This is a genomic window from Stieleria magnilauensis (assembly GCA_007753675.1).
GTDB lineage: Bacteria > Planctomycetota > Planctomycetia > Pirellulales > Pirellulaceae > Stieleria > Stieleria magnilauensis.
In genome coordinates, this window is sequence record CP036432.1 from 5,705,325 (window position 1) to 5,729,652 (window position 24,328).

The 24,328-nt window shown below is 55.9% G+C and carries 16 protein-coding genes; 4 read left to right on the top strand and 12 right to left on the bottom strand.

Features of this window, described 5'->3' with window-relative positions; translation table 11 throughout:
* Window positions 1-456: 456 nt before the first annotated feature.
* On the top strand, window positions 457-759 hold the full coding sequence (locus tag TBK1r_RS39465) for a hypothetical protein (protein ID WP_145214515.1): 303 nt from the start codon (window positions 457-459) through the stop codon (window positions 757-759).
* A gap of 242 nt (window positions 760-1,001) precedes the next feature.
* On the opposite strand, the gene TBK1r_RS19935 is transcribed toward TBK1r_RS39465, so the two are convergent.
* The 3 genes from TBK1r_RS19935 to TBK1r_RS19950 form a co-directional block, all read right to left on the bottom strand.
* On the bottom strand, window positions 1,002-5,678 hold the full coding sequence (locus tag TBK1r_RS19935) for a cadherin-like domain-containing protein (protein WP_419580182.1): 4,677 nt from the start codon (window positions 5,676-5,678) through the stop codon (window positions 1,002-1,004).
* 663 nt (window positions 5,679-6,341) lie between these two features.
* Complete coding sequence (locus TBK1r_RS19940; protein WP_145214523.1) at window positions 6,342-6,953, bottom strand: RNA polymerase sigma factor; 612 nt, start codon at window positions 6,951-6,953, stop codon at window positions 6,342-6,344.
* 499 nt (window positions 6,954-7,452) lie between these two features.
* On the bottom strand, window positions 7,453-7,926 hold the full coding sequence (locus TBK1r_RS19950; RefSeq protein ID WP_419580183.1) for a hypothetical protein: 474 nt from the start codon (window positions 7,924-7,926) through the stop codon (window positions 7,453-7,455).
* 500 nt (window positions 7,927-8,426) lie between these two features.
* Here TBK1r_RS19950 and TBK1r_RS38750 point away from each other — a divergent pair, with 500 nt between their 5' ends.
* On the top strand, window positions 8,427-8,552 hold the full coding sequence (locus TBK1r_RS38750; RefSeq protein WP_419580184.1) for a hypothetical protein: 126 nt from the start codon (window positions 8,427-8,429) through the stop codon (window positions 8,550-8,552).
* Between the two features lie 102 nt (window positions 8,553-8,654).
* Here TBK1r_RS38750 and TBK1r_RS19960 read toward each other — a convergent pair whose 3' ends face one another.
* The 3 genes from TBK1r_RS19960 to TBK1r_RS19970 form a co-directional block, all read right to left on the bottom strand.
* The gene (locus TBK1r_RS19960; protein ID WP_419580185.1) at window positions 8,655-10,352 is read right to left on the bottom strand and encodes an alpha-L-fucosidase; all 1,698 of its coding nucleotides are present in this window, start codon (window positions 10,350-10,352) and stop codon (window positions 8,655-8,657) included.
* 98 nt (window positions 10,353-10,450) lie between these two features.
* Window positions 10,451-11,467 carry a TlpA family protein disulfide reductase gene (locus tag TBK1r_RS19965; protein WP_145214529.1) on the bottom strand — a complete coding sequence of 339 codons (1,017 nt, stop codon included), beginning with the start codon at window positions 11,465-11,467 and terminating at the stop codon, window positions 10,451-10,453.
* Window positions 11,468-11,543: 76 nt separating this feature from the next.
* A complete protein-coding gene (locus tag TBK1r_RS19970) occupies window positions 11,544-11,849 on the bottom strand; it encodes a sialate O-acetylesterase (protein WP_145214532.1) in 306 nt (101 codons plus the stop codon).
* A gap of 253 nt (window positions 11,850-12,102) precedes the next feature.
* Between TBK1r_RS19970 and TBK1r_RS19975 the strand changes: the two genes are divergently transcribed.
* The gene (locus TBK1r_RS19975) at window positions 12,103-13,497 is read left to right on the top strand and encodes an IS4 family transposase (RefSeq protein WP_145207138.1); all 1,395 of its coding nucleotides are present in this window, start codon (window positions 12,103-12,105) and stop codon (window positions 13,495-13,497) included.
* 210 nt (window positions 13,498-13,707) lie between these two features.
* Here the strand turns inward: TBK1r_RS19975 and TBK1r_RS38755 are convergent, their stop codons facing one another.
* The 6 genes from TBK1r_RS38755 to TBK1r_RS20000 all read right to left on the bottom strand — a co-directional run bounded on the left by TBK1r_RS38755 (window position 13,708) and on the right by TBK1r_RS20000 (window position 22,474).
* Window positions 13,708-13,887, bottom strand: a complete 180-nt coding sequence (locus TBK1r_RS38755) for a hypothetical protein (protein WP_419580186.1) — start codon at window positions 13,885-13,887, stop codon at window positions 13,708-13,710.
* A 109-nt stretch (window positions 13,888-13,996) separates the two neighbouring features.
* Window positions 13,997-14,227, bottom strand: a complete 231-nt coding sequence (locus TBK1r_RS19980) for a glycoside hydrolase family 97 C-terminal domain-containing protein (RefSeq protein ID WP_145214535.1) — start codon at window positions 14,225-14,227, stop codon at window positions 13,997-13,999.
* A 223-nt stretch (window positions 14,228-14,450) separates the two neighbouring features.
* Window positions 14,451-15,389 carry a cobalamin-binding protein gene (locus tag TBK1r_RS19985; RefSeq protein ID WP_145214540.1) on the bottom strand — a complete coding sequence of 313 codons (939 nt, stop codon included), beginning with the start codon at window positions 15,387-15,389 and terminating at the stop codon, window positions 14,451-14,453.
* Between the two features lie 25 nt (window positions 15,390-15,414).
* The gene (locus TBK1r_RS19990; RefSeq protein ID WP_145214542.1) at window positions 15,415-19,491 is read right to left on the bottom strand and encodes a sulfatase; all 4,077 of its coding nucleotides are present in this window, start codon (window positions 19,489-19,491) and stop codon (window positions 15,415-15,417) included.
* 42 nt (window positions 19,492-19,533) lie between these two features.
* Entirely contained in the window at window positions 19,534-21,099 is a 1,566-nt protein-coding gene (locus TBK1r_RS19995; RefSeq protein ID WP_145214545.1) for a sulfatase, read from the bottom strand.
* Window positions 21,100-21,106: 7 nt separating this feature from the next.
* Window positions 21,107-22,474: a family 16 glycosylhydrolase gene (locus TBK1r_RS20000; RefSeq protein ID WP_419580187.1), complete on the bottom strand. Its 1,368-nt coding sequence runs from the start codon at window positions 22,472-22,474 to the stop codon at window positions 21,107-21,109.
* A gap of 473 nt (window positions 22,475-22,947) precedes the next feature.
* Here TBK1r_RS20000 and TBK1r_RS20005 point away from each other — a divergent pair, with 473 nt between their 5' ends.
* A complete protein-coding gene (locus TBK1r_RS20005) occupies window positions 22,948-24,057 on the top strand; it encodes an alpha/beta hydrolase (RefSeq protein ID WP_419580188.1) in 1,110 nt (369 codons plus the stop codon).
* Window positions 24,058-24,328 lie beyond the last annotated feature (271 nt).

A 24,328-nucleotide genomic window follows, 5' to 3' on the forward strand; every position in this document is an offset into this window, starting at 1 on the left:
CCGCCACTGCCCCTCCCGCCCCCGCGACAATGTTCCCACCACGTTTCATCAAGCAGCATTCTGCCAAGTCCCCACTGGGATTCCGCTGTCCGTGCGTGGTCGTTCCGTTGGTTCTATGCCTTGCCATGCAGGCTTCCGTCGACGCGCGAGTCGAGGAGAACAAGGAACAGGCAAGCGGCAAGATCGCTGACGTTGCCACCGAAGGAACTTCGATTTCAGTCAACGCGACACCCCGCAGCGGGCTGCAGCGCTACGAGAAATCGATCAAACCACTTTTAGCGCAGGCGTGTTTTGATTGCCACAGCGGGGACGACTCTCGCGCACCAGCTGACACACGACACAAAGAATCCCGGTGGCTGGGAACGCCTTGGAAAAGACTGTCGCTTCCTGAACGAAGAGTTTGTTCGCTTTGCGACGAGACTCAAAGAAACTCCGGAGCCGGCAGGGACAGGATCAATGCTGGACAACTCGTTGCTCCTGTTCGGTTCCTCCTCGAGCGCGTTTCATCTGTCCCGAAACTTCCCGCTGGTGCTGGCCGGCGGTCACAACATGGGATTCAAGCATGGCAGGTATCTGAACTACGCCGGCGCCAATCCGATCGGCGGTGCCTGGACAGGCGGCCCCGAACCCTACACGAAAGCGATCAGGAAAGAGGATCAACCACTGACGCGCGTTTTCGTGACGATGCTCCAACAGCTCGGGATGCAAACCGACGGCTTCGCCGGGGCCACCGGCAATTTCCCGGAGTTGCTTTCGTAAGACTGCCTTGGTTCAACGGAAAACGGAGTTTTCGCCCCGGCGGGTAGAACACGATGGCGGCATCGTGCCGGCAATGATGGCACCCTGCCTGTCATTCGCATCGACATGCAAGTTAAGTAGGACCGATTCCCACCGGCCGCTTTCGTTGAGGCGCGTCTGCGTACAGGGCTCCGCCCTGATCGCCCAAAAGCTGAGCCGGAGGGCTGCCCATCCCTCGAATTGCCAGAGTGGGCTGGGATGTTCTATTGGCCGAAGCTGAGTTGTTTCAGGAAACTCCGTCCAAATCGCCCATAGTCTTGCCCATCGACGTCGTTGTCTTGATCGTAGTCGAATGAATCGTTGAATTTCGGATCTGAAAAGGCCGCCAAGAATGCCAAGCCGAATCGACCGTAGTCTTGACCGTCCACGTCGCGGTCTCCATCGCTGTCACCAAAAAGTTGAAAAAACAGGTCCGTCGCTTGGTCACCGTACGTGTAGTCACCACTCATTGCCGTGCCACCGGCGCTGATCATCGATCCGGTAATCAACAGTTCGTAGTTGCCTGTATCAAGTGAGTGCCGACCGTTCGCCGCGTCGACAACCCCTGGTCCTGAAAGGAAGGTGAGTGTGGCAACCGTTTTGCCATTTTCGATTTCCGAGTTGAGCGCGAGGTTGACTTCCTGATTGGTTTCGCGATTGCGAACGGAAAACGCTGCGACTGATGCGACGACTTCCGTGCTGAAACGGACGGACACTTCGGTGACCCGTGAACGTTGCGATTGGCCTTGATTGACCACAACACTTTCCACTTCAGGCGAGATGGCCTGGCCGATGGTGACCACGTAGTCTTCGACTTCGCCATCGGCGGCAGCACCGGTTGGCTGTAGTCCACCGGCGAAACTGAGCCGTACGCGAGCGATGGCTTGACCCATCGGAGCAGTTGCCGGCAACGAATAGTTGAGTGTTTGTAGTCCGGCAATCACGGCCCTGTCGTCAAGGATCTTTTCATCTGCCTGCCAAATCCCGTCTCCATCGAAATCGATCCAGGCATCCACTTTCGCGTGACTGGCGTTTTGAAGGTCGATGTTTACACCGGCCATCGGGTTACCGATTCCAATGCTGCCGAACAACACACCGTCTTCGTCATCGCCATCGCCAGTTGCCAACGCGCTTGGCTGTCCGTCCAATTCCAAGTCACGCAGAGCACCCAAGCGTGGTCCTGTGCCACCATGCCGGGCACCAGAGTGAGTGGCCAACGTTCCGTAGGATGAGGGTGCGTCGCCAAAATCGTAGGGAAGCCGATCAAAGTCGGAAAGCAATACAGTGTTGCTCGTCCCACTGTACGTGACGAGAAATGTTCCTTCGCCGCCAATCGTCTCAAGCCGCTGGCCACTGGCCACGTTTTCAAAGGCTCCCGACAAACTTGTGGCGGAGACAAGAACAGTAAACGTTTCCGTCGCCGAAGGGAGATAAATTGTCTCACCGGACGGCAGCAATGAAACAGTCAGCGTCCCGCCAAGTGTCGCTGAGTTTGCGATCAATTGGTCGTATTCTGATCCTGCAGTCGCCCCTGCAAGCTCCACATCGAAGAACGCGTCTGATGACAACGTCACCGCGTTTACGGAAAGGCTTCCGGCGCTCGCGCCAGGTGCAAGATGCCCCGCTGCGTTCACGGTGACCGACGAGCCGATGGATCCGTTGCCGCCAAGAGTGCCATTGGCATTGACGGTGTAGTCAAGGCCGCCGGTGTGGGTTCCGTCAACTTGCAAGACTCCGCCATCGATGGTCGTCGTACGCGTGTGGGTCATGGTTCCGGCGAGTGCCTGTGTACCCGCGCCGGACTTGACCAGGCTGACCTCGCCGTCGATCGTGCCGGCAAAGAATCCGTCGGTGTCGCTGGAGAAGGTCAGTGCTCCGCCGGAACCGGCTGTGCTGTTGGAGGACGTGATGCTGCCGCTGCCGTGGAGCGCGCCGATCGTGCCGCTCAGGTTGCTGATGAAGGTGCTGGCACGGGCATTGAGATCCAGCACGCCGTCAAGATTGACGTCCCCTTGGGTATTAAAAGCGCTGTTGCTGATGGCCGAAATGGAGGCTCCCGCCGCGACCGCAAGGTCATTTCGGACGATGCCGGATCGCCCCGTGAGGTGACCTTCGGCGACGACCAGATTTCCGTCGTAGTTGCTGGACTTGCTCATGACCAATTCGCCCGCACCGAGTTTGGTGAGGTCTCCGGCCCCCTGGATCCGTCCGACCAACAATTGGTTACCGGCGACACCCACGCCAATCGACGCATCACCGTCTAGAAAAATCGTGCTTTCGTCGCCACTGTTGGAAGATCCGAAGCGAGTCCCACTGCCAACCGCCCCCACAGTGTAGAGTGCCCCGTTTCCGTCAACTCCATCACCAGTGATCGTTAGTTTCTCGTCCGTGATCCGGATCTCTGACTGTAGCTCCAGCGTCCCGCCATCAGCAACAATCGACGCGTTGGTCTCCAGCGAACCATCGGCAGCCGTTCCGTTGTTGCCCAAGCCTGCAACGTGCTGAACAATCGTCCGCGTGCCGGTCGGAACCAGCGAAATCCCATCGTAGTAGTTTTCCCGTCCGTTGGTGATAACCGGACCAACAGAGCTGCCGGTGTTGCCAGTTGCTTGCTCGCCCAGCACCAGCGTCATGTTCGTGTTGTTGGTGATGACCGAGTTCACGTGATCGTAGCCCGCCAAATCCAGGTCGACGACGCTCGGATCCTCGCGCCAGTTATCCGCGTAGAACTGCGACGCGCGAAACACGTGTGCGTCGCCGAAGTACGACGCCGGCAGGTCGCTGGTGATAGTGACGTCCACGTTGTTCCCGCTGACGTAAGCGATCGCCGAGCCGTGATTGATGGGCGCCGCGCCTACCAGTTCGACATCGATCGATGAGTTGGCCGAATTGTCTTTATCAACAACGATCAACGGCCCGTTGACGACGTTCCCCTTGGCGTTTGTGATGGTGGTATTCGACTTGAAGTTAAATGCGTTTTCTGTTCCGTAAGCTTCGACATTGTTCAGCGTGATCGTCCCCGAACCGAGCGTCACGGCAAACCCAGTCCGCATGTTGGTGACCACCACATTGTCGACCGTCAAACCGGACGCGCCGGTGTACATCCGAACGCCGCCTTCGTTACCTGAGATAAGAATGTCTTCCGGAATCGGCCTGCCCCAAAACGTGTGCCCGTACTCTTGGTACTCGGGTCGATCAAGGACACCTTGTGATGAAAACAGTTCGCCGGTGATGGTGCTATTGGTCAACGTTGTATTCGTCGATAGCTGCACAAAGAATCCGTGGCCGAACGTGTTCACGTCCAAGTGCATGTTGTTGATCACCGCATTGGTTGCTTCGCCAACTCGAAATGCGCTTGCTTTGCGATGGCCGATGAATGGCTGGACACCTCCGGACGAACCCTTGCCAAAGGCGTCGCCGAGTCCATAGGTATCCGTTCGGGATCCCCGAGTCACGACGGTGACCCCGTCGATCGTGTTGTCGTCGCCACTCAATTCAATGTATTGCGTCGCCCAATCCGCATAGCGTTGCGCATTGGGATCGGTGTCGAGCGCAATGTCCTCACCGATCACCGTAAGGTTTTTGACGACGTTGCCGGATCCGGAAACTCGCACAACGTCGACACCACTGTCGTGACCAAGAGCGCGCCCGAAGCCGTCTAGCTTGCGAGTGTCGAGCTTGATCGTCGTACCCGCCAAGTCATAGGTATTGCCGGTTCCACTGAGTTCCATAAACACCGGAGCCGAATTGGTGGGATCGGCGTAGTGGTCTCCATTGATCCAATACTCGCCAGGCGTCACGACGCCGGTCACAGGGTGCGGATCGCCTCCGGTGACACTGAGCACAACCAAGCGGTTATTGACCGACGTACCCAGAGCACGCAATTCCGCCAGACTGTTCGCCACGGTGGCGACGGCGAGACTAAACGTACCACTGGTCGCAGTGCCAAAACCATCGTTGACCACAAAGGTGAAACTGTCCGTGGTACTTTGGCCGCTGTTGTGGCCGTACGTCACGCGGTTGTTATCAAGATCGTCTTGTGTAAAGGTATCGTATTGAACTAGCGCCGTGCCTGAGCGATGCAACGTTCCATTGGCGGGTATGCCAGTCACCGTGTACGTCAACTCGGACGGAGACTGCTCAGCATCGGTCGCTTCCAAGTTTGCCTTTGTGATGATTACCGTGCCGCCATCATTGACCGCCAGCGGACGATTGGTCGTCAACACTTCTTCGGTATTCGGGGACGTGGTACTCGTGAACAGACCCAACACTTCGGCGGACGTCAGTTCATGGTCATAAATGCGCACGTCATCCAACAGACCGTCATAACTTTCTGAACCATTAGTCTGTGCACCCAGCGTAAAAGAGGTGACGCCGGCCATGCTCTTGGTTTTGCCCGTGCCGCTATGCCACAGTGCTCCATCAAGGTAGATGTTCATGCGGCCTGTGGCCACGTTCTTGGTAAACGCCCAATGGTGCCAGGAGTCTCGATGAACGAGCGGATCGGCAACCTTGTTGATCCTGTCGTATCCGGCGTCCTGGCCTGCGTCCCAGTAGACCCTGCCGTTGGTGAATGGCAGATGAACATTGAAGACTCGATCTCCTACGGCATTGACTCCGTACAAGATGCTGTCGCTGACCGGCTGTGTGTCCCCACCGTAAGTCCAAAGTGCGATGGTTATCTCTTGGTCGACGGTAGCCAGCGCGGCGGAGGGCACGGAAATGTTGCCGTCGGCATTGAACTCGATCGCTCCGTCGAGCTGACCGCTGGCCCATGCACCACCGGTGACTGTGCCGTGGTGACCGTTCCCTGACGAATCCGTCGCCACCGTGCCTGAGACTTCATCAAGTGGGTACCAAGCCAACGTCGCCAGTACGACCCGTTGTTCCAGTGACTCCAATAGCCTGATCCGACGCCGTTTGAATGAAGCCCGGTCCCGATTCGAATTTGCCTGACCTGACAATAGACGAGAAGCGCGGCGAAACAGATTAGACACTTGTCCTCCGATGGAACTCTGGCTTTGAAGATAGACCGAACGGTCATTTCCCTGCAAAGACGAGAAATTCCAGCAGGATGAGTATTCTAACACGGCGAAAAAAACGTGCGGAGTGCGATTTTTTCACGCAAAACAGGGATCCGGCTGTAACTTGCGGAGTGATGAAACGCTCGCTGAGCCCACGGATAGTAGCGTGCCCCCCCCGGATTCTTGCACCCTATCATCCGTGGGTTCACGCTGCGATCGGTGGGCATCATTCTCGATCGTTAGCCCAGTAAAACTGCGGGAGTTCTTCATCCGGATTGAGTCTTAGCGTTGAAGCACGAGTGCTCCGCCGCACCTTGGATTTCGAGTAGGTGGTAGTGGACGAGGCGACGAGTCCTCTGTCGTCGGCCTATCGGCAAGGACTCGTCGCCTCGTCCACTACCCGAAAATGGAGCTGCGACATGCCGACTAGCCTGGTCGATCAGCCTGCGAACGGCCCGTTCGCTGCTGTCCGCCGAGGAAATGATCAAACGAACCGTAATTTACGCGTGACTTTCGCCAATGTCGCCGGCACCGAAACTGTCAAACCCACTTGTTCTCATCGGATACCCCTTGTTCGCTGACGTTTGCTTGAATCGCTTCGATCACTTCTCGAAGCCGGCCCCGTGCACGATTGAGGCGACTACGAACGGTGCCCACCGAAATGCCAAGGATGTCGCTGATCTCTTTGTAGGCCAAGTCGTCCAGTTCACGCAGCACCAGAATCGCGCGATGTTCTTCCGAGAGTGCGTCGAGAGCCTGATGGACGACTTGGATTTGCTCGTCCCGAAGCATCAATGCGTCGACAGGTCGAGCGTCCTCATCAATCGTTTCGCTACCCGTATCGTCGAACTGTTGGTCCAGCGAGACCCTCGGTCGCTTCTTCCGCGCTTCGGAGATGGCGCTGTTGAAGGCGATGCGGTAAAGCCAGGTCGAAAATTTGCTCTGACGATTAAAGTCTTCGATTCGCAAGAACGCACGGGTAAACGCTTCCTGAACGGCTTCCTCCGCATCCTCGCGGCAGCCGAGCATTCGAATCATCGCAGCGAACAATTTATCTTGATTGCACTCGACCAAACGTCGAAACGCAAGCTCGTTGCCTTGACGTGCTTCGTCAATCAATGCGTCATCGTCGCAATCTTTTGGCGTGTCCATTCAGACGTTTTTGAAATGAGACAGTGGTTGCCCTTTTGAACCCAAGCATGCGGCGACAACATCCGAGTTTCACCACGCAATCCTTCCAGTCGCCACCCGCTGTGACGCAGCATTCGAACCTGCACTGTCCTTCACAGCTGCACTGTCCTTCACAGCAGACCTCGCCTACCGGGGGACTGCTGGTTTACCAGCCATCGCTCGAGCTGGAGTGTCGCAGATTCAGTTGAGTTCCAAGTCAGACCGAGCAAATCACATGCCATCAAAGGCAATTCTGATCGGAATCCGGCTCACAGACATCACAGCGGCAGTCGCATAAATCGGTCGTTAACTCATCGTCGAAGTGATTCAGGATTGCGGACCAACGGCAGACTGTCATGAATGACTTGGCGGATGCTTGGCTTGTCAATTCCAAGTCCAAATGCATTGGTCGCAAACATGACCGCTGGCAGAGGCGTCCATGGAACGAATTCCCAATGAGCTGAAGAAGGCGAAAGAGTATTTAGCCGCGGTACTGACGGGGCAGATACGACTGCCACGTCGAAGCCGGCGGTCGCGATCGGAAGTACGCGGCCGTGGCAAGAACGCCGAGAGCCATTCCGGTCACAAAAACCAGCCCCATCGTCGTGCCACGGTGCTCATCCACCTCGTAGCGAACTCGTTCCAAGGCCGACTGAACCGGTGGAGCCACTCGTCCACTGAGCTGTTCTCCAAAATGCCCTGCCCGTTGCAACATGGAAGGCGCGGGAGCGTGTTCACGGACGACCGCTTGAACCTCGTCCTCTGGCGTTTCGGTGTACTCGACGAGGAATTTCTCAAGCTCCATCACATCTCGCGGTAAAGCGTCAACGTCGCGTGAATCCAAATGCGGCCACCGCTGGATGATCGCCGACTTCACGCGATTCCAAGGTTCATCGGACCACGTCGGTTCTGCTGACTGCTTTTCAACCAACGTGGCACTGTTTTCAAGTCTCATGGTAGCACTCCTGTGCTCATTTTCTCGATGAACCGCGTCCGCCAAACAAGACGGATAGATTCGCTCCATCGGCCCGAGCCTGACACGCAAACGTTGTGCCAATGAAATCCTGGTCGGCCATCACTATCGGCGAGACGACAAACTGGCATCCGCGCGAGCGACTTTTTGACGCCGAACAGGCTTGCCCCCTTGGACATGCTCGATGGGCACGCCGGTTGCTGTCAGCCCGGGCGACCTGTGGACCAGTGGCGGAACTGGCCACGCGTTTTGGTCTCTATCGACGACGCACACCGAACGCCTGGACGACCTCCGCTACCGATAGATTTGCATTGCAAGGAGAACCCAACTGATGAGGATTGCTCAAGTCGCACCGCTGATCGAAACCGTCCCTCCAAAGACCTACGGCGGCACCGAACGCGTCGTCCACTACTTGACCGGAGAATTGGTCGCCACCTCGCATTCGGTTTAACAATCCGCAGCTCCCGGACTATCTCGACGGGGTGAAGATCAAAAAGCTACGCATGGCCGACGCAACCGTCGACCTCGTCTTCCATCGTCACCCCACCGATGTCGGCATGCACGTCGAGCGAAAAGAAGGCAAGGTAGAAATTGCGGTGGTGGCATAGCCAAGCAAGTCTTCTAGCCCCTGAAAGTACCCGCGATGGGTAATGCCGTCGCCAAGGCAGTCCCCCTTTGGCTCATGCGAGTTGAGTGACTGTTTTGCTGCTTCACTTTTCCTCTCGGTCGGCATTGCCATTGAGATCCACCGCCTTTGTTCCTTTCAGTGCGCTCGCCGCATCGGTCACGATCACATTGGGATGGTGCTGCTCATCGGTGGTTGCAATCTCGAACGACCAGGCATATTGACTGGGCCCCAGATCGGCAGGCGGCGTAATCCGTACACCCTGCGCGGTCATTTCCCACGCCACCCCCGCATCCGATCCCAATAGCCGGACGCCCTTCACTTGATCGCCGCCCCAACCCGCAGTCCCGGTAATGGTGAAGGGTGATTCGGGTTTGCTGAGCTTGATCGCGTAGAGTTTTTTGCCATTCGTGGTGAAGACCAGGTGTTGATCCTTCTGCTCGGAAACTTTCCAGTAGCGGCTGCCGTAAATCGCATCGCCGTTGATCTTGAGCCAGTCGCCCATGGCATGAAGTCGTTCAACCTGGGGCTTTGGAATGGTGCCGTCCGCCTTCGGGCCGATGTTGATCAAGAAATTGCCGTTGCGGCTGACCACCTCAATCATTTCATGCAAGACGCTTTCAACCGTTTTGTAGGTGTCGCCTTCCAGGTAACCGAAGGACGTCCCAAACGTGGTGCAACTCTGCCACTTCGGGCCAATCACCTTGAGCTTCAGGTTGTCCTTCTCCAGGCAGCCGACACCGTCGGGCCAGTTGCGATTGGCACCCTTGTTGTTGCAGTACACGTCCTGACCGCGGCCTGCGGCGTCGTTCATGAAGTCAGTGATCATGCCGCGAACCCGATCGTCGAAGTACTTGATCTCCGGCTTCATCTTTCCCTTGCGAACCTGATTACCGTCACGTGTGTAGATGGGAAAGTCATCGACCCACAGGAAGTCCGGGTGGTACTTGTCCTGAATCTCTTTCCATCTTGCGACGTAGTCATCGACGAAGGCCTTGTCGTAATCAAACGGCCCGTAGAGCGAAGCCGCCTCGGGAACTCGTCGCATCTCTTCCGCGATATCGTCGCGCGGTTCGCTGTGGACGGCGTACTTCGCTTTGGCAAAGAAGCCCGTGTGACGCTCGCGGTGGTATGACGGAGCATACTTGAGGCCTCGCTTGCGAACCGCTTTGCCGAGTTCACCGACCAAGTCCCGCTTCGGCCCCCTGTCCACGGCATTCCACGGCGTCAGGTCGGAATCCCAGTTGGCCCAGCCGTCATGATGCTCTGCGGTGAGCACGACATATTTCGCACCCACCTTCGCAAAGAGACTGGCCCACTCGTCTGGGTTCCACTTCTCTGCTTTGAACTCTGGAATGATATCCTTGTATCCGAACTCCGGTGGCGTCCTGCCCCACCGCTGCTTCATGTAGGGGTAGTAATGCGCCGGATCTTCATAAATCATCTTCGGCACATGTTCGGCGTATCCCCGGCCGCCTTTCCGGTGGCCAATCACACTGTACGGCCCCCAGTGGATAAAGATGCCGATCTTGCCGTCATCGAACCAGGCCGGCACCGGCATCCGCTGCAAAGACTCCCAACTGCCGTCGTACGGTGCATCCAAAGAATCGGTGTTCGGAGCCTTCTCGGAGGTGAATGTGACCGCTTGATCGCTCGCCAGCACTGGCATCGGCGACACACCGCTGGACCGAATGCTGGGCGGAGCTGACTGCGCGCGGCAGGTGCATTCCGTGCCAATCGCAACAGCGACGCTTAGGAACCCAAAGATCACTCGTTGAAGCATCGTTTTCTCACAGTTGAAATGCAGGTTATTGTTAGTTTCGTTCCAATGCACGACCGGTGATATCGAGCATGTTTGTGCCGTTACTCACCTGATCGCCCTTACTTTTTCCCCAATGCCATTCGCACCGCTTCGCCGATCTCACCACCGGCTAGATCGCGGGCCACAACTCGACCATCGGGGCCGATCAGCCAGATCGATGGAACACTTTGAATTCCGAATTCACGCGTTGTGGCTTCGGTGTCATGCCACCGCCCCAGATACACCTGTCGATAGGTCGACGGTCGCTTCTCGAGAAACGTTGCTGGTAAGTCGATTGTGTCGTCGACGCTGAGCCCGATCACTTCCAGTGGATCGTCTCGGAATTCCTCGTCGACTTTTGTCAGGTTTGGGATTTCAGCGAGACATGGACCGCACCATGTAGCCCAGAAGTCGAGGATGACGTATTTGCCGTGAAATTCCGACGACTTGATTTCGTTGCCGTCATAGCCTTTCGCATTCCACGCGGGAGCCATGTCTCCGGGCATCACAACGTTCTTCAGCCGCAATTCCATTTTCCCGACATCGATTGACGGTCGCTCTTCACTCAACACGATCTGTTTGAACGCCGAGCCCCAAGACTGCCCGGCAAGCTCTTTCCCGCTGGCGGCAGCATGCGGAAACAACGGAATCACGTTGTAACGCCCCAGTTCCAGGCCCTTCACTTCGAAACTGCCATCTGCTGCGACCGGAAACTTCCACACCGGCCGGTTCTCGTAGGCCTCTCGCTTCTCTTTCTCGTACTGTTGATAAGCCTCCGTCTTTCGAAATGCTTCGATCCACGCTTGTCGCTCATCCTTCGACATTTCACCGTAGTTGTCGGGGCGATCCAGGCGTGGGCCTCGGTACATTCCTTCGATCACCACCACGGCCTTGTCGAACGATAGCCGCCCACCTCGAAACCAATTCGGAATTTCAGAAGGCACAACGATCCGGCCGGTGATCGTGGCAACTTGATCCGCCTGCGCGGACGCAGCCGCGGGCTTGTCTTCAGCGATGACGTGCCCAACCAAAGACAGAAAAAGGGCCACCGCAAACGAAGTTGCAGCGATGAGCAATTGGGCTTTAGGGAATCGCATGGTGACCTGTGGCGTAGTGAGTTATCAAGGATGAAGCACAAACCGGCCCGCGCCGGATTCAGCGGCGACGTTCACTTCACGGAGACTCTAGTTTCAACAAAGCTTCCGCAAAAGCCTGTCCTGCCCGCGCGTGGGATTTAGCACTCCCATAGTAGTACACAAATCCGCCCGTGCCCGACGCACGTTCTTTCAACGCCAGATCCTCGCCAATAAAATCGATCGTCGAGATCGCGCCCGTCCCGACCATGTTTGACTGCCCCACGAGAAGATAAACTCGCAAAGGCTTGCTCTCGCCGCAGGCCGGAGAACTCAAAGAAGAAAAGAGGACTGCGGCAACCAGAGCTGCCAAGCAGATTCGTTTAAACTTGTAATTCGCTACCATGGCTGAACCCTGTTTCCTGAAACTCGGCAATTGCGACCTTGCTGACTCTAACGTTTTCTATGTACCGAAATTTGCCGGATAGGCGATGTCCTTCAGGCCCGGAGGGCCGGCAGAGTGGATGCCGGTGGCGTGAGCCCAATGCCACCTATTCTGGACCCTATCGGGTGGCGCGGTCCCAAAAACCCGGTTTTGGCACGATTTTTGCGCCTGGCAGGTAAGTTTACACTTACTGCCTTTCTGACTGGGAATCGCCATGGTCGACCCGACGACACTCGGTGCCGATGAAGAGTCTCGCTTTGGCAAAGCCAAAGCGTTGCTGGCTGAGCTTCTTGAATTACCCAAACTACAACGGGTCTTTGAAGATCACGATTGTGCCAACGCGCGGATGGTCTATACGCAGGCCCCGACCCTCTGGCTACTCGTTTTACAACGGCTCGAAGGAGGCATCTCACTAACCGATGCCGTCGCAGATTTGCTCAAAAATCATACGGATATTTTGCCTGACAATCGAAGGGTTCAAGAGAATCGCCTTTCCGAAAACAATTCGGCCTACAACGCCGCCAGAAAAAGGATTCCGCTCGCTGTCGTGGAAGAGTTTTCCCATCGAATCTGCGATCACCTTGCTTCCCGCGCTCCCAAAGCCTTTCTCGATCGACGTGTATTCATTATCGATGGGACGACGATCACGCTTCCTCCGACCGAAGCACTTCAGAAAGCGTTCCCGCCGGCGTCCAACCAACACGGAGAGACGGTTTGGCCTATTGCGAGATTGCTGGTCGCAAATGAAATGCAGACCGGGTGCGCGTTGTTGCCGCAAGTCGATCCGATGTACGGAGCGGACAACAAAAGTGAACTTGAGCAAGCCAAGCCGATTATTGAACGACTCCCGAAACGCTCGATCGTTCTGGCTGATAGCGGTTTTGGGATTTTTAATGTCGCCCACCACTGCCAATTACATCATCAAGACTTCGTGCTGCGGCTGACCAAACAGCGATTCAGGTCGTACCGCAAGTCGGCTACGTTGGTCGACCAAGGGGACGGGTACAAGACGTTTCACTTGATTTGGCGGCCGACACCGAAGGACCGCCGAACCAATCTCGATCTTAGTAAAGACACGTCTATCGAAGTCTTTCTCCACCAAATTGAACTTGAAAATGGAGACACGCTGGAGATCGTGACGAGCCTTGAGACGGACGCTCACTCGGCCGCTGCCCTGTACGTTCGTCGCTACGATGTGGAGTTCGATATCCGCGATGTCAAAGTGACGATGGACACAGAAAACATTCGCGCCAAGAGTGTCGACACGGTGATGAAGGAGCTAATGGGATCGATCATCGCTTATAATCTTGTCGCTCAGCTACGCAAACAAGCAGCGAAATTGATTCGAGTTGACCCTCGCGAGCTCAGCTTCACGGGAGTTTGGACGACGTTCAAGCATCATCTGCTACGTGAAAAGCTTACGACCCTGGAGGAATGGAGGCTGGCTTATCACGGCGCTTTGGTGAGCGCAGCGGGCCGCAAACTTCCCAATCGAAAATTGCCTCGCAGCTACCCACGCATAGCCCACCCGCGGCGCCAAAAGACAACGAAATTCCAGAAGTCACTTCGAAGAAAAAAACAGCAGCCCGATGATATACCACCCGAATGACCACAAAGTAGGTGGCATTGGGCGTGAGCCACCGGAGATGATTTCAAGGAGTCTCTGAGGCCCAACGGGCCGACACAATTCCCCAGCTTTTGGCAATACACGCGGTTCATCAGACCGATTGTGCCGGCCTTTCAGGCCTCCATGATCGAGGTCCTTCCATTCCGGTGGCTGACGCCACCGGCAAGCATTGTGCCAGCCCGCCGGGCTTCATCACGAACAAACATAGAAAACGTTAGAGTCAGCGAATTTGAAACTCGGCGAATCCGATTCGGTCTGTCCTACCGAATACACGAAATGCTCGAACCAAGACGAAATCGCATCGATCGCGTCTTTGCGCCGCACCAACTCGACAACAATGTAGTCGATGGCAACCTGGATCCGGATCCCCAATGTTTCGATTTCAGCGGGGGCTCATACCATTTTGTTTCGCTTCAACCGCGAAGGAACCCCAAATCATGAGCAGCACGGCCGGTACGGATACCCCGGAGATTCAATGGGGTCACTCTGTTGAGGTCGATTGCGGCGTAATCATGATCGCACATCCGCTCCCGGAACTCATCATGGCCGTCAACGAACTGTCCGAAGTGACTGGACGCGTTTCAATCGTGACGAGCTTTTTGTCCTGTGGGTCCTCGGCATAGATCTTCGCCGTGAACTCTGCCGGGCCCAGGAAATCCAGCGGGATTTCGACGCTGCGAGCTTCATTGACAATCGTCGAACGAATCACCACGTCGTGGACGAGGCGACGAGTCCCCCGGTATTTCCTTCAATTAAACAAGACCATTAAACGCGGGACTCCTCGCGTCGTCCATTACCGTAGTGGGCGAGGCGACGAGCCCTCCGCCGTTGCAAACATTAGACAGAGACTGCCAATAGGCGGGACTCCTCGCGTCGTCCACTACCGTAGTGGGCGAGGCGACGAGCCCTACGCCGTTGCAAACATTAGACAGAGGCTAATGCGGAGGTTGCTCCGAAGCCCCACGGAGGAGCCGGTGCGATGATCGCGCTGCCGGAACTTGGCAGTCGGCCATGAAGTCTGCCAGGATTTCCAAACTGTCGACCAACCTCGGACCGGGACGGCTGAAGTAGGCCGAACCGTCAACGATTTTGACCTGATTGCGACGAACGCAGCTCAGCGACGACCAACCGGGATAGGACTCGAGGATCGGCAAGTCTTGCCGGGCGCGCTCGGGCGTAAAACCGCAACATGCGATGACCAACAACTCCGGATCCGCTTCAACGACTCGCTCCCAAGCCACCGTCGTTGAACGCTCGCCGGCGACGCCGATGACTTCCCGTCCGCCGGCCAGTTCGACCAGTTCCGGACTCCAGTGTCCCGCACTGAACGGCGGATCGATCCATTCGAGCAACATCACTCGCGGGCGATCCGTCAACGCTTGAGCGCGCTGAACCACCGCATTCACGCGAGCCTTCAAGCCGGCGATCACCTGGCGAGCCTTGTCGTCCACGCCGACCGCCGCACCGACTGCGGCGATACAATCGAATACTTCCTGCAAACAGGTCGGTTCCAGGTTGATCACCCGCGGCGATCCCGGCAGCGAACACGCCGCTTCATTCACTTCCTGTTCGGCAACCGCACAGACATCGCACAACGCCTGCGTGACGATCAAGTCCGGCTGCAGTCGCTTGAGCGTTTCCATGTCCAGCGAGTACAACGCCTTTTCCGTCTTCAGCCGCTCTCGCACCAGACTATCGATCTCCCCACTGCTGGCATCATGCGGAATCAGCGTCCGGGTGACCGTCGGTAGCGACTGCACCCCATCGGGATAATCACATTCGTGAGTCACCCCGACCAACTGGTCACGCAGCCCCAACGAACAAACGATCTCAGTCGCACTGGGCAAAAGGGAAACGATTTTTCGAGGTTGCATGAGGAGAACGCAGTTTTCTAGGGTCCTAATTCTCAATCCGATTGGATTGCTTCGGCGCGATGTGTAGCAGCTTGAGTCCGAGGGCTTCCAGATCAAATATTGATGGGTGTGGCGCGCCGGTGAACAGGTCGCGGCAAACCAATTGCTGACCTGCGATTTCAAGTTTGGCTGTGCCGTTTCCAATATTGATCAGCAGCAACAGGTGTCCATCTTCCGTCGAGACCGTCCGCCAGAGGCAACCTGTCTGTCCTTTGGAATTTTGTTCTTTAACAATGACCGATTTTTGCAGGCCAGCGTCGGTCAGAAAGAGATCGACGACTGAAAGTAGTTTCTGGGTGTCGTGGTCCGCCACGATTGACACGCTGCCTTTGCCAGACTTCAGCGATTCGATGTGAGGACGACCGTATTCGTCTTGAGAGAGATTCCCCTCTCCAATCAGCAGCAGCTGCCCACCCAGGTCAAGGTACTTTTGCAGGCCTTCGAGTTCCCGTTTCGTTACTCGCGTCGCGTTGTGGACGACAACCAGCGTGGACTTGATAGTCGTGCCATCGGGCAACGTTCCTTCAGAATCTGCCAGCATTTGACCCGTCGCAAATCCGATCGGATGACCCAAGTGATAGAGTTCTTGATACGTGTGCTTGATCGCGGCCAATGGATGACGATTGTTGATCGCATCGGTCTCTGAATAGAACAAGCGGATGTGCTTCGGCTCTCGGGCAAAGGCAATCACTTCAGGAGCGAACGCGTTGAGATCCTTCATCGTGCGACCGAACTGGTTCATCACGCGCGGCTGAGTCAGATTGGAGCCATAAAAATCTCTCGCCGCCTTGGCTTTCGGTGCGCCATCGGATTCCCGCCCCCAATACCAGGTCTGGTTCATTCCCATCCCATGCAGATGGGCCAACCAAAGCAAGCAGTTGGTGTATTCGGGACTGAGATTCTCATCACGCCAATGAACCGTTGTGAGTCCGTGGAATTCGCTGTCGAAAATGAGCTTGTCGGGAGCAATCGATTTGAAAAACTCGTAGCTCAGCACGAGCTCTTCCCACTTGAGCGCGTAGCGTTCGGGCCACTGCTCCCAATCCGCAGCGCTGGATCGGTTACCGACTTTCGCATCGCAACCAACGATGTCCTGGAGGCGGACCAGCTGTTCCATATCGATTCCGGAACTGCGATCGTCGTTCGCCCAGTGTTCGGGCATGATCTTGATATGCACTTTTGCATCCGGATCATGCTTCTTGACTTCACGATCGAGAAACCCAAAGTACTCCGTCACGCGATCCATATTGAAGCGGCACCAGTCAAACCAAATCGGCTTGCCTCGCAACTCACGATCGATGGGGATTTCAATGGTCACATCCTGAAACGAGCCGAATTCGGTTCCCCATAAATCGTTGAGGGTTGTGATCTTGTTGCCGTAGCGTGAGGCCAACCAATGCCGGAACTTGTCTTTGGTAAACTCCGAAACCGGCTGAGTGTCCCATTGCTTGGTCGCCGTGTACCAATGTGGCTCGTTGGCCAGCATGTACCCGGCTCGACGACGACTCGTACCGGCGACTTGCGGAATGGTGTCTTCGAGAAGCTGGCGCCAAAAGACGCGTGTGCCGGGATGATCGATGTCGTATTTTGTGAAACATTGTTGTGGAAATCCAATACCCTCATTCTTGCTCGCGTACCATTCTGGTACTTCATTGTGGATGAAGTGGATGTAGCCCATTGAATCGATATCGTCCCCGCGATCCTCCGATTGAACCCTGGCAACCGTATCAGGCGTCTTTTTCGAACGCGTTGCAATCACCGCAGTGCGAATGTTTCCGTAAGCCGCCACCAAGTCCGGTTCACGTGGCATCCAACTGAATCCCGAAGGAAACAAGGGCGTGTCGCCGTCGTGGAAGTACCCGTTCTTGATATGTGCATTGCTGTGATCAATTTCGGGTACCGCGCGGCGGGACGTGGGATCGTCGATCACCGCTTGTAATTCCACGCTGGCGGCATCGCAAATGTTTTGGATTTCCCGCATTTCGCGGAACGGCAACTCGCGAGCGTATGATTCGGCGCGATCTTTCAGTTTCCACCACTCTGCACACAGGGCTTCCAATTCGTTGGGATGCGAATGATCCCAATCAGCAAACGTCATGAATTGCTCGGCCGTGACCACGGTGACGTTTTCGCGCGATGTCTCCACTCCACTTGCTTGAGCTTTCTCGACCAACGCTCTTAAATTGTCGAGACTCGCTTTCGCGCGTTTTCGGAGCGGCGCGTATTCACCAGCTGTCTTCGTCGCTTTTTCGGGTGCGAAGGTCCGTTTCATGTTGGCTTTCAGTTCCTGGCGTGTGATTCCCCCGTCTTCCTTGCCGCCGTGTTGGAAGAACGCCCTTCTTTGCTGCACCTCATTGAATTCACCGCCATTCTCGCGTGCGTCCCTTCTGGCCCAATCAAGCCACTCTTGCTCGGTCACTACTTCGTCGCTGTTGTCATCGAGAGCGGCAAACCAAGCGCGTTCCTTCCCGTGTGCAGGAAAAGGTGGCATGTTTTCCAGACCGCGCATGTCCAGCATCTGCTTGACGAGATTGGCTTTGATGGCGGCATGCTCGGGAGAATTCGCAAGGTTGGTCCATTCACGCGGATCGTCCTGGTGATCGTACAGCTCCTCGGCGCCGTTTCTGTAGACAATGTAGCGCCAGCGACTTGTGCGCAGCGACCAGTGCTGCCCGTCAGGGTCCATGCCTGAATATCCACCTGCATACACCATGCTGAGCGCGCCTTGGGGACCCTCCCACGTCTTTGCAATTGGGTTTTGCAGAAACGGACGTATGCTGTGGCCTGCGAGCGGCGCGCCCTTGCCATTCTTGCGAGTGTCGCCCTTCAGGTTGCACAAGTCGACCAGCGTGGGATAGAGGTCGATCAGTGCGATCGGATGATCCGCAACGCCGCCGGGACTGGCCACATCGGGGGCGCGGACGATGAACGGAATTCTGCAGCTCTCTTCCCAGGGCGAATTCTTGAAAAGGTAATCCTTCTGTCCCATCTGCCAGCCATGGTCACTGACCAGGACCACGATCGTGTTGTCCCGGAAGCGGCTGTGGTCGAGCGCGTTAATCACTTGGCCGACGCAATCATCGACCGCGGTCACGCAGGCCAGGTAGGCTTGGGTGAAAGTCTTGAGCGCCGTTTCCTGGTCGGGATACGAATTGCTGAGATCACGAAACAGTTGGGGGCCGTTGGTCTCCTTGAAATAGAACTCGCGGTAGTGCGTGTCATCGGCGTCGTCGGGCTGGATCACCGGCACCTTGAGTGCGTCGAGTGGATACATGTCGAAGTATTTCTGCGGCACATGCAGCGGCGTGTGCGGGCGGATAAATCCGACGCCCAGGAAGAATGGTTTCCCATCGTCTTCCTCTGCAAACTTTCGGATGCGGTTGGCAGCCCAGGCGGCATTGCGCTCATCGGGCGTCGGGTCGCGGTCCTGGGGACTGCTGTACCTGAGTGGAGTGATACGACCTTGGCCGTAGATCCAGCCGCTCTCGGGGTTCCCATCATCCGCAAAGGGCACATCGTCCAGCGAAGCAAAGGAGCCATCGGTTTGACCATTCGCACGAAAAGGCTCTGGCACTGACGGATGAGCGACCCTCTTTTCCCCGTCGTATGCATGCGGGCCATAGTCGACTCGATGGGCGAATTCATCCCATCGATCCGGCTTGTAGTGGTGCATCAGCTTGCCTGAGCCGACCGTGTAGTATCCATTCGCCCTGAAATGCTCCATGAGCATCCGTGAGTTAGAGAGCACTGGGTTTTCAGAGGGCGGGTCAAACCAAAGGTTCTTCGAAGTGTGAGGATAAACTCCAGACATAAAGCTGGAACGAGATGGTCCGCAAATCGGGTTATTACTGTAAGCCCGCGAAAACAGCACGCCGCTATCAGCCAGCTTGTCCATATTTGGAGTGATGGCCTGTGGAGGTCCCCCCATGCAGCCGAGATAGTCATTCAGGTCGTCGCAAACGATCAGCACGACATTGGGTCTCTCGGCTCCATGCGTGGTCAGGGCGCAACCGAACAGGAGCAGCGTTGAGATTGCGATGGCGTTTTTCATTGGGGTAGTCATCCGGAAAACGGCGGCATCCGCGAGGTGGATTGGTGCGTTGAGTTACTGCAAGTGGGCGCGTTTGCGTTTGATCGTGTCGTCGAGTTGCTTCGGGCCGGGTTTGCCTTTGCGTTTGACTTCGACACTCTTCGCAAATTCGTGTGGAGCGTGTCGGCGTATCGTTGCGATCGCGGCTCTTACCTCGGGATCGGAGGAATCGATCAAATTTTTTTCTTCATAGGGGTCGTTCTCGCGGTCGTAAATCTCCTGCGACAGTAATTCCGCGTGACCTTTGCTGCGATTTTCAATGTAGTGCCATCGCTTTGAGAGAACCGACGTGCCTTTGGCGCTCACTGTGACGGCGACGCTGCCGGTGTCCGCCGCCGGATCACTCAGCATGCCGCTGAAGCTGGAACCGTCGAGATTCGGCTTCTTCTCCAGCCCACAAAGGTCGATCAAGGTAGGAAAGACGTCCACCAGGTTGACCGGATTGTCGCAGAAGGTCGTCCCCGTTGCTGATGACTCTGCGACTGCAGATTTGATCGCTGGCGTGCGGACGATGAGAGGTGTCAAAACGGCTTCTGCCCAAAGCGTCTGCTTGTGATACCTGAGTTTTTCTCCGAGGTGCCAGCCGTGGTCGCCCATGATGACGACGATGGTGTTGTCGGCGAATTTGCTTTTTTCGAGTTGGTCCAACAGAATGCCGAGTGACAGATCCGCCTCACTGATCGCTGCAAGATAGGCTCGAGCCGCTTGCCTTTCGAGTCCGTAAGAATTCACCCATTGATAATCCTCCATGGGTTTAAAAACGTTCTGTCCATTGGCTCGTTTGATGTCGTCCAGGTCGCTGGGGTTGACGTATGGCGCCGCAACACTTTCCAGGGGATGCAAATCAAAGAAACGTTGCGGAACGAACCACGGCACGTGAGGCTTGTAGATGCCGACCGCCATAAAGAATGGTTCCTGTAGCGGTTCGTCGCCGCTGAGATATTGATTGGCCCATCTGACCTTGCTGTAGTCCTTCGTGTTTTCAAAGTCGGGATCTTGCGTGGGTCCCCAAAGCATCCCCTTGGTCGTCTTTCCGTCGAACGTTAGCGGGGCTGGTGCCTTGCCGTTGATCTTGTTGGCCTGGCTGTCAGTCACCTGAGTAGGGTCCGGGTTATCCCAGAGCGGATCTGGAAAGTAGTTGTCAAACGCCCAATGGCCGTAGTCTTCGCCGCTGGGAGTACGATGACTGTGAAATACCTTGCCGGTAGACAACGTGTAATACCCATGGCGACTGAAGTATTCGGGCAACGTCGCGTTCTCCTGCACCAATGGAGAATCTCGCATATTGGTGCCGTTGTCGTAGACGCCAGTGTGTTGAGGCATGAAACCAGAGAGAAATGCAGAACGCGAGGGACCGCATACCGGTGCCGGGCAGACTGCATTGCGAAAGACGATCGCGCTCTTGCAGAATTGGTTGATCACGGGGGTCTTCGCGTTTGGGTGACCACCCAATGGCTCGATCCAGTCGTTGAGATCGTCAACCGTGATTAGGATCACATTCGGCCTTTCAGCTGAATGTGCGATCTGGCTGAAAGCCAGCAAACATGCGAAGCAGATAATTTGTCTGGTCGTGTAAATCATGGTCGTTCTACTCTCCCGCCTTCAACTCAAAAAGTTCAAACGAATCGCCGTACGCAGGGTTACTTTTCTGGTCATTCGTAAAGAAGACGGTGGCGGTGTAACTGGTGGGGCCTGTGGTGAACTGCAGACTGTGCCGAGTGAATTCATGGACCGTTGACTTGGCCCGGATCTCGGGACCGCCGTAATCTTTCACGCCAAAGGCAGCATGGTGGACCATTCGGTTGCCGTCCGTCCCCGGTAGGCTCAGCCAGCCTGACAGGATGTACGTGGTGTTCGGTTTCAGTTCGACAACCTGCTCCAAGCGGCAATACGACTGAAGGAATGCCGACCTGTCTCCTTCATATGCTTCGCTGACGTCGGTCGAAACCTGGGGAGCAGTCTTCTCGTTCACGCCTCTCGCAGTCCAGTGGGCGAGGTCCGATTCAAAGCTGCCGTTCTTGAGCAGGTTCGTCCTCGACTCGGTCAGCTCAGCGTCACCTTCGCGCTCTCGCTGCCAGACTCGAACGTAATCGACCTCAAACACCAGCCCATCACCGGGGAAGTCGCTACTGCTCAGCGAGCCGGGATTCACTTCCCACGGAAAGATCTCGGAATCGAACCAGACCTTTTGCTCATTGTCGATGACCCACGCGTCACCGGCCTCCTCACGTGTGACCGTTCTAACCAGGCCGCCATCGATATAGATCCGGACGTAACCCTCAGCCCACTCAAGCCCGTACACATGAAACTCTTCCCCGACGTGAAAGTCGAGGCGATGGGAATTGGTCCAGATTCTCTTGCCCCACGTCGGCGACTTGTTGTCTCGCCAATCGTGGAATGAAGTGTGGTATCTGTTGGTGACCTCTTCACCCCTGGTGTCCTTTCCCCAGTGCTCAAACACATCGAGTTCACCGCTTTCGCCGGTCGTCCAGAACGAACTAGAGATTGGGCCATTGGCGGCCTTGCAACGAGTCTCCAGATAACCGTAGTGAAACTTCTGCCGGCTGATGATCGCACCGGTGGTGATGTTCGCATATCGATGGCCTCCAAAGCTATCGCCGGCGAATTCAAAGGAAGGTTGCCACCGCGTCGCGATTCGGAGGTGTCCGTCACGGACGCTCACGTTGTCCGGTACAAACTGTGAGGGTGCTCTTCCTTTGAAGTTGTTTTCGTAATGGCCACCGGATCCCTGCGTGTGCCATTTCAGGGAATCGAGTTCGTCGTCGTCAAATTCGTCGCTGATCGATTGATTGAGAACCCAACCGCCGGCATTCGACCGATCAGATGCCGGAGCGAAAGTGTCGGACGCGCTCGCTTGCAAGGCAATTGCGAGTAGGCCGACAAACGAGATCTGCCGCCACACGGAGAGAGGACTGAACCTCAAAAGTTTTGTCACGATCAATTCCTGTTCTTCTTAGTGCACCACACTTGTGTACGCCCCCCTTTCCAGCAATATACTAGACGGCCTCCTCTTCCGTTTTGGGGACCGCATCGACATGATCGGCTTCGCGTGGGCCCCAACCCCGACCGACTGCAAAAGTCAATGAGCAGTCTTCAGCAGTGGGACGACACTCATTGGAGACCACAGTGGCTCTACAACGAAGAACAAGCCGAACGGTGGAAAGACACAGAGAAGCCGTATTTTGTGGGGACTTTCTCAATCGACCAAGGATCGCCCTGAATCGTTGCCGTACAAATTTGCCGACGCCGTCGTCAACCACTCTTCCTGGGCAGGCAAAACGCTTGTAATCCTAGCAACTCTTCGGAACCACATCGCGCCGGCAGGGTTTCATACGTTTACGCACGTTTCCAAAATCCGTCCGATCAGGTCCTGCAATTAAGACTTCTCTGCTTTCACGCGTGTTCCTCATGAAGCAGACTGTTGGACGACCTCTCCGTCTCTTCTTTTTGAATACCGAAGGCCTATCTATGAGAACCTCCCTGATCTTGTTTTCGCTCTGTTTCATGCAACTGGCGCAGGCAACAGCACAAGAAGACTCCAGTTCTGAACGGCCCCGCCCTGATCGTCCTCGGGGTGGATTCGGGAGGCCAGCCGAACTCGGCCCGGATGACAAACAAACCTACGCGGACCCTCCAGGCAGCATTGTCAATAAACGCGACGACATTCCGCACGGCAAACTCAAAATGATCGACTATGAGTCGAAAACGGTTGGCACAACACGGAAGATGAATGTCTACACACCGCCGGGTTACTCAGACGAAAAGAAGTACCCGGTACTCTATCTCCTGCACGGTATCGGTGGCGACGAAACCGAATGGCAGCGATTCGCTACCCCGGACATGCTGCTAGACAATCTGATCGCCAATGGCAAAGCGGTCCCCATGATTGTGGTCATGCCAAACGGACGTGCCCAGAAAAACGATCGAGCAGAAGGCAACGTGTTCGAATCTGCGCCCGCATTTTCTGTTTTCGAAAGAGACTTGCTCGATGACGTGATCCCTGCGATCGAATCTCGCTACTCCGTAGCAGATGATCGACAACATCGGGCAATTGCGGGGCTGTCCATGGGGGGCGGCCAATCGCTGAACTTTGGACTCACGCACCTGGACAAGTTTGCCTGGGTGGGAGCATTTTCATCGGCACCAAATACGAAAGCCCCTGAGGAATTGATTGCGGATCCCGAGAAAACGAAAGAACAGCTTGAATTGCTCTACCTGTCGTGCGGAAACAAAGACGGGTTAATCCGGATCAGCCAGCAATTGCAACGGTACCTAAAAGAGAAAGACATTCCGCATGCCTGGAACGTCGACTCCCATGGGCACGACCCGAACCACTGGCGAAACAATTTGTACCACTTCGCGCAAATGGTCTTCCAAGAAACTTCGGGACACTCGTCAACGGAAAACGTGCCAGTAAGTGAATCAACGGAACCGCCAGCTGGCGATGAAAACCCCGATACGGCGACCGGTGTCCCCGGAGGAATCAAAGACGACTCTAAACCAGCACCGACCCACTAGGCTGAGAATCAATACCCTCAGTTACATTCACAGGGCTGAATCAATTTCCAAGTCGTTGCACCAGAAGCACAAAGCCTTCCGTCGCGGTCGGATCGTGGTGGAACGCTGTGGTGGTGAGGATTTCACGGGCGTTGCTTGTCGGTTATCAGCTGAAAAAAACCACCGCATACGCGTCGCGGCTCACGAATCTAGGTGACGATCAGATCAATTGACAAATCGAACCTCATTTCCTCTTGTCAGCCCCAGGCCAATAGGTCGACTTCAGTCGTAA